This is a genomic window from Streptomyces sp. NPDC057616, assembly GCF_042800575.1.
Lineage (GTDB): Bacteria > Actinomycetota > Actinomycetes > Streptomycetales > Streptomycetaceae > Streptomyces.
In genome coordinates, this window is sequence record NZ_JBHVGU010000036.1 from 96,122 (window position 1) to 105,497 (window position 9,376).

General features: G+C 71.0%; 8 protein-coding genes. 5 read left to right on the plus strand and 3 right to left on the minus strand.

What is annotated here, in order from left to right:
* Window positions 1-77 precede the first annotated feature (77 nt).
* Both ACFU97_RS35480 and ACFU97_RS35485 read left to right on the plus strand, forming a co-directional pair.
* Window positions 78-2,999 carry a DEAD/DEAH box helicase gene (locus tag ACFU97_RS35480; protein ID WP_384264774.1) on the plus strand — a complete coding sequence of 974 codons (2,922 nt, stop codon included), beginning with the start codon at window positions 78-80 and terminating at the stop codon, window positions 2,997-2,999.
* Window positions 2,996-4,261, plus strand: coding sequence for an SWF or SNF family helicase (locus ACFU97_RS35485; RefSeq protein ID WP_384264775.1), 1,266 nt, complete (start codon window positions 2,996-2,998; stop codon window positions 4,259-4,261). Before ACFU97_RS35480 ends, ACFU97_RS35485 begins: the two co-directional genes overlap by 4 nt.
* Before the next feature lie 281 nt (window positions 4,262-4,542).
* On the opposite strand, the gene ACFU97_RS35490 is transcribed toward ACFU97_RS35485, so the two are convergent.
* Window positions 4,543-5,283 (minus strand): alpha/beta hydrolase, encoded by a 741-nt coding sequence (locus ACFU97_RS35490; RefSeq protein ID WP_384264777.1) that lies wholly within the window; start codon window positions 5,281-5,283, stop codon window positions 4,543-4,545.
* A gap of 224 nt (window positions 5,284-5,507) precedes the next feature.
* Window positions 5,508-5,951 (minus strand): hypothetical protein, encoded by a 444-nt coding sequence (locus tag ACFU97_RS35495; RefSeq protein WP_384264779.1) that lies wholly within the window; start codon window positions 5,949-5,951, stop codon window positions 5,508-5,510.
* A gap of 400 nt (window positions 5,952-6,351) precedes the next feature.
* Between ACFU97_RS35495 and ACFU97_RS35500 the strand changes: the two genes are divergently transcribed.
* Together ACFU97_RS35500 and ACFU97_RS35505 are read left to right on the plus strand one after the other, a co-directional pair.
* Window positions 6,352-6,567: a hypothetical protein gene (locus ACFU97_RS35500; RefSeq protein ID WP_384264781.1), complete on the plus strand. Its 216-nt coding sequence runs from the start codon at window positions 6,352-6,354 to the stop codon at window positions 6,565-6,567.
* 187 nt (window positions 6,568-6,754) lie between these two features.
* Window positions 6,755-7,480, plus strand: a complete 726-nt coding sequence (locus tag ACFU97_RS35505; RefSeq protein WP_384264782.1) for a DUF4232 domain-containing protein — start codon at window positions 6,755-6,757, stop codon at window positions 7,478-7,480.
* 49 nt (window positions 7,481-7,529) lie between these two features.
* Here the strand turns inward: ACFU97_RS35505 and ACFU97_RS35510 are convergent, their stop codons facing one another.
* Window positions 7,530-8,192 carry a class I SAM-dependent methyltransferase gene (locus tag ACFU97_RS35510; protein WP_384264783.1) on the minus strand — a complete coding sequence of 221 codons (663 nt, stop codon included), beginning with the start codon at window positions 8,190-8,192 and terminating at the stop codon, window positions 7,530-7,532.
* A gap of 227 nt (window positions 8,193-8,419) precedes the next feature.
* Between ACFU97_RS35510 and ACFU97_RS35515 the strand changes: the two genes are divergently transcribed.
* A partial coding sequence (locus tag ACFU97_RS35515) for an esterase-like activity of phytase family protein (RefSeq protein ID WP_384264785.1) occupies window positions 8,420-9,376 on the plus strand: 957 nt, incomplete at its 3' end.

Here is a 9,376-nt window from a genome sequence, read left to right on the forward strand (position 1 = left end):
GCCCACGACGGGCCGAGTTGCTGTACCCTCGGCGACCCCGAGCTCCAGTAGTCAAATTTGAGGAGTGCAGCTTCGCTGTGCAGACGTTCCCCGCGGCAACACCCTCCGAGATCTCCGAACTGGCCCACTCCTGCGCCGCCTTCCTGCCCGGCGATCCGGCCCGCACCGGCCGGGTCGCGTTCTGGCACCCCGACGGCACCGCCCCTCCGCCGCTTGCGGCGGGGTCCGTCGAGGAGCTGAGCGTCGTCCTGCCCGGCGGCGACGGTGCCGACACCGTCGCCGACGTAGAGGTGATCGAAGTCCCCGCACTCCTCCTGCCGGTGCGAGCCGCGCTGCCGGTCCTCACGCGCGCGCGTACCGACGCGAACGGACACCCGGGAGCCACGTTCTGGGGAGCGGCCACCGTGCTGGCGCTGCAGTTCGTGGCGCGCGGCCTGCTGCTGCCGGGACTCTCCCCCGGCGAGCACGACGCCTGGCGCGTCGGCCCACTGTCCCTGGAGGACATCGACCGCGTCCGCAGGCTGGCCGCCTCGATGCCGCCGCAGGCACACGCCGTGCCGGTGGAGACGCGCGCCGTAGCGATGGGGACGAACGCCGTACCGGGAACCGGCCGGGCAGAGCCCCCGCGACTGCCCGAGCCCGAGCGGCTGCTGCGCGCCTTCCTGGACGCGGTGGCCGACTGCCTGCCGCGCTCCCCCGCGGCCGCCTTGGTGACGGGCGGGCCCGCCTACGCGGCGCAGGAGCCGCAGTACCTGCCCGAACAGCGCGCCTGGACCGCCGATGTCGCCGCGGGCCACGACGCGGGCGTACGGCTGTCGCTGCGGATCGAGGTGCCCGGCCTCGCCGAGGCGACGCAGGACGACGCGGCGGTACGATTCCGCGCCGTGCTGCAGGTGCACAGCGTCAGCGATCCGGCGCTGGTGGCGGACGCCTCCGCGGTCTGGGGCGACTCCAAGGGCGGAGGTTTTGGAGCACGCGCACGCGTGGACGTGCTGCTTGCGCTCCGAAGGGCGGCCCGGTCCTGGCCGGCGTTGACGCCGCTGCTCTCGGCGGGCGTGCCGGACGCCGTCGAGCTCGCCGACGAGGACATCACCGAGCTGCTCGGGCAGGGCGCCCGAGCGCTCGCCGAGGCCGGGGTCGAAGTGCACTGGCCGAAGGATCTGTTCCGCAGGCTCGGCGCACGCGCGGTGATCGGCCCTCCGGACGAGGAGCCGGGGGCCGGCGGGGCCGCCACGGACACACCGACCTTCCTGTCCGCCGACGCGCTGCTCGCCTTCAACTGGCGCTTCGCGCTGGGCGAGGAGCAGCTCACGCGCGAGGAGCTGGACCGCCTCGCCGAAGCAAGCCGCCCCGTCGTACGCCTGCGCGGCCAGTGGGTCCTGGTCGACCCGCAGGAGGTACACCGGGCCCGATCCCGGCGGGACCGGAAGGTCAGCCCCGTAGAGGCGCTGAGCGCCGCGCTGACGGGCTCGGCCGAGGTCGACGGCCAACGAGTCGATGTGGCCGCCACCGGGTGGCTGACGACGCTGAGAGACCGGCTCGCGTCCCCCGAGGCGCAGGAGCCGGTCGGGCAACCCGAAGCTCTCGCGGCCACGCTGCGCGACTACCAGCGGCGCGGCCTGAGTTGGCTGGCTCGGATGACCTCTCTAGGGCTCGGCTGCTGTCTGGCCGACGACATGGGCCTCGGCAAGACGATCACCTTGATCGCCCTGCATCTGCACCGGCAGGTCGAGGCGTCGACGGCCGGTCCGACGCTCGTGGTCTGCCCGACGTCGCTGATGGGCAACTGGCAGCGCGAGATCGAGAGATTCGCACCCGGTACGCCCGTGCGCCGCTTCCACGGGTCGCGGCGCGGCCTGGAGGCCCTGTGCGACGGGGAGTTCGTGCTCACCACGTACGGCACGATGCGCCTCGACGCGCGTCGGCTCGCCGAGGTGCCGTGGGGCATGGTCGTGGCGGACGAGGCGCAACACGTCAAGAACCCCTACTCGGCGACCGCCCGGGAACTGCGTTCCATCGGCGCACGCGCGCGTGTGGCGCTCACCGGCACCCCGGTGGAGAACAACCTGTCGGAGTTGTGGGCGATCCTCGACTGGACGACGCCCGGGCTGCTGGGCGGGCTCGGCACCTTCCGAACGCGATACGCGCAGGCCGTCGAGGGCGGTCAGGATCCGGCGGCCGCGGATCGACTCGCCCGTCTCGTACGGCCGTTCCTGCTGCGGCGCCGCAAGTCGGACCCGGGGATCGCACCGGAGCTGCCGCCGAAGACAGAGACCGACCGCGCCGTGTCCCTGACCACGGAGCAGGCCGGTCTGTACGAGGCGGTGGTGCGCGAGACGCTGGCGGAGATCTCCGGCGCCGACAGCATGGCCAGGCGCGGGCTGATCATGAAGCTGCTGACCGGACTCAAGCAGATCTGCAACCACCCGGCGCAGTTCCTGAAGGAGGAGCGGCCACGGATCCCCGGCCGCTCGGGAAAGCTGGAACTGCTGGACGAACTCCTCGACACCATCCTCTCCGAGGGGTCGAGCGTCCTGGTCTTCACGCAGTACGTGCGCATGGCGCGCATCATCGAACGCCATCTGACGGCGCGCGGAATCGCCTCGCAGTTCCTGCACGGCGGAACACCCGTCGCCGAGCGCGAGGCGATGGTGCGGCGCTTCCAGGACGGCGAAGTCCCCGTGTTCCTGCTCTCGTTGAAGGCCGCGGGCACGGGACTGAACCTGACACGGGCCGAACACGTCGTGCACTACGACCGGTGGTGGAACCCGGCCGTCGAGGCGCAGGCCACCGACCGCGCCTACCGCATCGGACAGAACCGGCCCGTGCAGGTGCACCGGCTGATCGCGGAGGGCACCATCGAGGACCGCATCGCCGACATGCTCGGCCGGAAGCGGGAGTTGGCCGACGCGGTCCTGAGCTCCGGCGAGACGGCACTCACCGAGCTGACGGACGCGGAGCTGGCCGATCTGGTGGAACTGCGAGGTGGAGCGCGATGAACGACCGTGACACGCAGCGGACGTTCGCCGCGCTGCCGCCCGCGCACGGGCGAGGTTTCGCGCAGACATGGTGGGGCCTGGCCTGGCTCAAGGCCCTGGAGGACACCGCGCTCGACACCCAGCAGCTCAAGGCGGGCCGCAGGCTCGCACGCGCGGGAGCCGTGGGAGCGGTGTCCGTTCGCCCGGGACGCATCACCGCCGTGGTCCAGGACCGCGACCGCACGACGCATCGGGCCGACGTCCTGCTGGAGCAACTGGACGGCGAACAGTGGGACCGCTTCCTGGACCTGGCAGTAGAACGGGCCGGTCACGTCGCGGCGTTGCTGGACCGGGACATGCCACCGCATCTGGTCGAGGACGCGGCGAGCGCGGGTATCGACCTCCTGCCGGGCCTGGGCGATCTGGAACCCGAGTGCGACTGCGACGCCTGGGACCACTGCGGCCACACGGCGGCCCTGTGCTACCAGGTGGCACGGCTGCTGGACCAGGACCCCTTCGTGCTGCTGCTGATGCGCGGACGGGGAGAACACGCCCTGCTCGACGATCTGCAGGCACGCAGTACCAGGCAGCACGCCGAAGCGCCTTCGGTGCCGGATGGAGTGGACGCCGCCGAGGCGTACCGGACGGGCCACATCCTGCCGCCGCTGCCGGATCCCCCGGAGCTGCCCCCGGAACCCGGACTCCCACCATCGCTGGACACCGAGACACCCCCGGCACCTGGCGTCGACCCGGCCGCGCTACGCCATCTGGCCGCCCGGACGGCCGTAGAGGCGCAGCGTCTACTCGCCCGTGCCCTCAGCACTGAGGCCGAAGTGCCGCTGATGGATGCGGAGTTGATGTCCCCGCAAGATGCGGTCCGGCTGGCCTTGGGATCGCCGGAGCGGGCGGTGGCGGACCGGCTGGCCGATGGCTCGGGACGGGACCGGGAGGCCCTTTCGCGGGCCACGCGCGCGTGGAGCCTGGGCGGTGCGGCCGCGCTCTCGGTCCTGGAGGAGGAGTGGCCGCCCACGGGCGAGATGCTGGCACGCGCGCGTGCGGCGCTGGAGTCGGCCTGGGAGGAGGACGAACGGCCGTCGCTGCGGGTGAAGGGCAACCGCTGGACGCTGGTAGGCGCACCGGCCCAACTGCGCCTGGGCCGGGACGGCCGCTGGTGGCCGTACCGGAAGGAACGGGGTCGGTGGGTGCCCGCGGGAGCGGCTTGCCGTGACCCCGGGACGGCTCTGGCGGCGTTGGAGCCGGCGGTTGGCGAGGCGCCCGCCTGAGACGGGCTCTGAGCGGCTTGGAGGCGGGGAGGGACGAGCGGCGAGTTCTCACACACGGCCACCGACCGCAGGCTCCAGCGCGGTTGGAGCTGTTCCCTGGACACTGGATCTGGCCGCATCCGACGTAGTGCCCAAATCAAGCAGTTCACGGCTCCGGGCAGCACGGCCCCCTGCCGAATTGGCAGGGGGCCGCGGCATCGGCGGGGGTCCGGGCCTGCCCTCGATGAGCGGCGTTCTGGCCGACACGGCCTACCGTCTACTGGCGACCTGGCACCCCGGTCTCACTTCAGGTGCCGGGTGAAGAACCGGGCCGCGTCCTCCCCCGCGTACTGCGGGACACCGGTGTGTCCGCCCATGTTGGCGTGCAGGGACTTCTCCTTGGAGCCGAAGGCGTCGAACAGGTCCAACGCCGCCTGCCGGTCGTTGCCTTCGTCGTCCCACTGCAGCAGGACGTGCAGCGGGATGGTGACCTGGCGGGCCTCCTCGACCATGGCACGGGGCACGAAGCTCCCGGCGAAGAATCCGGCGGCCGTGATGCGTGGCTCGACCACCGCCAGCCGGATACCGATGGAGATCACTCCTCCCGAGTATCCGACCGGGCCGCCGATCTCGGGCAGCTCGAGGAGGGCGTCCAGGGCGGCCTGCCATTCCGGGACAGCCTTGTCGACGAGCGGCAGGATGAGGGCGCCGATGATCTCGTCACTGACCGGTTCGCCGGCCTCCTTCACCCGGCGCAGGTCGGCGCGAGCCTGCTCAGCGGCCGGCCATCGGGGCCGGTCGCCGCTCCCGGGGAGCTCGATGGTGGCCGTGGCGAACCCATCCGCAGCGGCGTGCTGAGCTCGTGCCACCAGCCGCGGGTACATCCTGCGCAGCCCGAGCGTGGGGTGGCCGAGCAGGATCAGCGGGACCGGCGCGGACGCCGATGCGGATGCGGGCGTCCACAGGAAGCCCGGGATCTCGCCGAGGGTGAATTCGCGTTCGAGGACGCCGCCGTCGAGACGCTGTTCGGAAGTGAAATGCATGGTCGTGCCTTTCGGGAGTGCACTGAACGGCGCTCCCGGACGACCTATCGCCCGACCGCGACCCCGGAGGGGAGCACCCATGTCGATACGTTCACGGGTACCACCTCCTCAATCCCTCGCACGGCCTCGGGAAACGTAGCAGCGGGCACGGCGGTCGGCCAAACGCATTTCCTGCGCTGCCGGCGTGGCCGAGTCGGAGGCCGGCCACACCGGCAGCTGCCCGATCAGGTGCAGTTGCCGTTGTCCGAGGTGTAGTAGTTGTCGAACGTACCGCTCCAGGTCAGGCACTGGCCGTCGTCGGGCACGTCCTTGTACACCGGACCCGCGTAGCTCGTGTACGAGCCGGAGTCCCTGACCTCGCCGCTGCTGTAGGGCCAGGTGTCCAGCGTGACCTCCATGAAGACACGGGTGCCCGGGTTGGTGCGAACGGTGACCGCGCACACCTTGCCCGCGGCGCTGTTGTAGGTCACGAACGTGGTGGCGGGGATGGTGGTCTGGGAGGTCGAGTGGATCGGCGTCGCCCGTATGACGTCGTAGCCCTTGCCGCAGGCGCCGTTGTAGGCGGTGGGCGTGGCGGCCGAGGCCGGGGAGGTCGCGGCGAGCGTGCCGCCCAGAGCGAGGACGGCGAGGGCGCCCGCGGTGGCTGCCTTACGGCGGATCGACTTCATGGTGTTCCCCCTGTTGATGTCTTGGTCAATGCGCTGCGAACGGGCGGTCGTCGCCGTCCACGCCAGATGAGACCAGGGAGCCCCCATGACAGTTGTGGGCTGTTGTGTCGCTGTTCTGTCACCAGTGTCACGAGGGGAGTTACGCGGCGTGTGCGGTGTCTGACCGGTCGTTTCGCCGCCCGTCGCGCCGCCATCAAGGCGTGTGCTGAGCAACGGAGTTCTGCGATCCTTTCTCCCGGCCGTCCGTCTGCCGGCGTGCGTCGTCGGAACGCGGAATCTGCGGGGCTCCGGCCCCGTCGCACACAGGGGTGAGAAGTCGATGGCTCTTGATCCAGCTCGGGTTGAGCGGGTCGCCGCGCTTGTCGCGGAGTGCAGGCCACTGCTTGACGCGGGGGCGGGCATGGACGCGGTGCAGCAGTTGCTGAAGGACCGCGGAGTGGGCGTGATGGACTCGATCATCGTCACGCGAGAATTGCTCGGTGCGGGTCCGAGCGCCCTCGGCGAGGCCAAGGAAATCGTGCTGTCCAGTCCGTCACGGACCACGGAACGACGACATCACGAAGAGCTGGTGGATGCGCTTCTCATCGATGAGGACCAGCTGGCCGCCGAAGAGTAACGCGGCCCCCTGTTGACCGGTGTGTCTGGGCTCGGCCGCCCTGTTACCCAATACGGACAAACCCCAGTGAACGGCGCTTGCTCGGGCCTCATCTCATGAGGTGCAGCGAAACAGACGATGCGGCCGGTCGCCCCGCCGGAGCAGGGGAAAGTGCCGCGTCCTGACAGTCCATGGGGGACCTTTCATCATGACCACGCACCGTGCCCGCCGAACCGCCCGTTCCGCCGCCCTGGCCGCCGTCACCGCCGCGCTGGCGCTGGGTCTGACCGCCTGCGGCGGCGGGGACGGGGGCTCGAAGGCGTCGGGCGGCGACCACGCCGCCAGTGCCGCGCAGAGCCCGTCCGCGTCCGACGGGGACGGGAACACCAGCATCGGCAAGGGCAGCGCGGGCCAGGCCGGCAGCGGTGGTGCCACCAAGCAGGGCACGCGCCCGGCGAACGCCTCGGGCGGGACGGACCAGGTCGCGAGCGAGAGCACCGCGGCCGGCGCCCAGATGTGCCGCGGCGACGAGATGCTGGTCACCGCGGTGCACCGGTTCGCCGGTCAGCAGGGCGACCACCTGCTGGTCACCGCGACGAACGAGGGCACCAAGCCGTGCTGGGTCACCTCGTACCCGGCCGTGAAGCCCGGCGGGGACGTCGACAGTGCCGCTCTGCCGCACTCGAAGAAGGACAACCCGGGCGGCGACAAGCGCATCACGCTCCGGCCCGGAAGCAAGGTGTACAGCGCGGTGAACCTCTTCGCCTACGGCTCGAAGAACCACACGGCGCAGTCCTTCGCCATCGCGCTGCGCGGCGCGGACGGTCACACCGGCCCCTTCTACTCCGTCGACGCCAAGGGCCAGCAGCCGCAGTTCAGCTGGAACGAGGCCGACGTGCTGAACTGGAACACCGAGAAGCCGTACAACTTCTGACGGCCGATCTGACGGCAGGACGAGGGCGACGGCGCCCCGCCCGGGCGACTCAGTCCCCCTGGGCCGGGCGCCGGGCCCAGAACAGGGCGTGGCCCGCGTCGCCCTCGGGCAGGAACTCCTCGCGTTCCACGGTCAGTCCGGCCCCGGTGATCCATGCGCGGTTGGTGGCGGCGTCCGCGTGGCTCCACCACATCGGGGCTCCGCCGCCGAGCCAGTTCTGCTCGGTTCCGGTCCAGGCGCCGTGTCCGGTGGTCGCCACGAACCAACCGCCCGGTCGCAGCCATCCGGCGATCCGCCGCAGCAGAGGCGGCTGTTCGGCCAGCGGGATGTGGATGAGGGCGTACAGGCAGACCACGGCGTCGAAGGAGCCGGGCTCGAAGGTGACGGCCGTGGCGTCGCCGCGGATGAACTGCGCCTGCGGCACGCGCTCTTGAGCCCGGCGGATCTGCACCTCGCTGATGTCGACGCCGGTGACCTGATGGCCGGCTTCCACGAGGGTCCGTGCGACCGGTACCCCGCTTCCGCACCCGACGTCCAGGACCGTGCTGCCGACCGGGAGGCGTCGGCACAGGTCGGCGAGCAGGGCCGCGTACTTGGTCTCGGCGCCGTACGCGTCGTCGTAGAGCCGGGAGACGGCGTCGTACCCGCGCCGGACGACCTCCTTGGGGTCTTCGGTCTTGGTGTCGTCGGTCTTGGGGCCGTCGATGTCCATGTCGCGTGAAGGTAGTCAGCGGTCGGCGGGTGTCGCGAACCGTTTTCCCCGTGTTGCTGAGCGCTGCGGTGCACTGCTGTGCGATGCGATGCGATGCACCTGTCACCGGAACGGGTCGCACTTGTGCTCGGAATCCCGACGCTCCCCGTTCACCCGGCGGTAGTGCGACGTTCGCTGCAGGACCCAAATCTGGCCACTGTCAGCGAACTTGCTCCTCAGGAGGCTCGATGTCCCCGCACGCCACCGGCCGGTCCCACGTCCGGCGCTCCGTCGCAGCAGGCGTTCCGCTTGCCGTGATCGCGGCCCTTGTGGCGGCCTGCCCGCCCGCGAGTGCGGTGTCGGAGGACGCGCATGCCGTCCGCACCGCGACGCTCGGCGACATTCCTCTCGGCGCCTTCAGCAACGCGCTGCTGCCCGGGACGGTGGACAACGACCGGGGCATCGACCTCGGCGGCATCGGCAGCGACATCTACCCGACGGGCCGTAAGGGCGAGTTCTGGACGGTCACCGACCGCGGGCCCAACGGCCAGATCAAGGTCGACGGCACCAAGCGCCGCACCTTCCCAGTGCCGGGGTTCGATCCGGCGATCGTGAAGGTGCGCGTCTCCGGCGACACCGTGAAGGTGCTGGAGGCCATCCCGATCACCACCTCGTCCGGCAAGGCCGTCACCGGGCTGTCGAACCAGGCAGGCCGGGACGAGGCGCCGTACACCTACGACGCCAAGACCCCCCTGCCGTACAACCCGAACGGGCTGGACACCGAGGGCATCGTCCGGGCGAAGGACGGGAGTTTCTGGCTCGTCGACGAGTACGGGCCTTCCCTCGTGCATGTCTCCGCGCGTGGGAAGGTACTCACGCGCTACGTGCCCAAGGGGCTCCACCTGACCGGCACGGACTACCCGGTGGTCGAGGCGCTGCCCGCGATCTTCCTGCACCGGAAGATCAACCGCGGCTTCGAGGGGCTGGCCCAACTGCCGGGCGGCGACCTGGTGATGGCCCTGCAGAGTCCGCTTTCGCTGCCGGACGGGGATGCCGGTGACGCTTCGCGCACCACGCGTCTGGTGCGTTTCTCGCCGAAGAAGAAGGCGGTCACCGCCGAGTACGCGTACCGCTTCGACCCGGTGGACGTGGTGGACCCCGGCGAGGACGACACCTCCGAGTTGAAGATCTCCTCGGTGGTCGCC

What these genes read in the sequence shown, in the direction of transcription:
- ACFU97_RS35485 (WP_384264775.1), top strand. Translation starts at nt 2,996, where the DNA reads ATGAACGACCGTGACACGCAGCGGACGTTCGCCGCGCTGCCGCCCGCG.
- ACFU97_RS35490 (WP_384264777.1), bottom strand. Translation starts at nt 5,283, where the DNA reads ATGCATTTCACTTCCGAACAGCGTCTCGACGGCGGCGTCCTCGAACGC.
- ACFU97_RS35495 (WP_384264779.1), bottom strand. Translation starts at nt 5,951, where the DNA reads ATGAAGTCGATCCGCCGTAAGGCAGCCACCGCGGGCGCCCTCGCCGTC.
- ACFU97_RS35500 (WP_384264781.1), top strand. Translation starts at nt 6,352, where the DNA reads ATGGACGCGGTGCAGCAGTTGCTGAAGGACCGCGGAGTGGGCGTGATG.
- ACFU97_RS35505 (WP_384264782.1), top strand. Translation starts at nt 6,755, where the DNA reads ATGACCACGCACCGTGCCCGCCGAACCGCCCGTTCCGCCGCCCTGGCC.
- ACFU97_RS35510 (WP_384264783.1), bottom strand. Translation starts at nt 8,192, where the DNA reads ATGGACATCGACGGCCCCAAGACCGACGACACCAAGACCGAAGACCCC.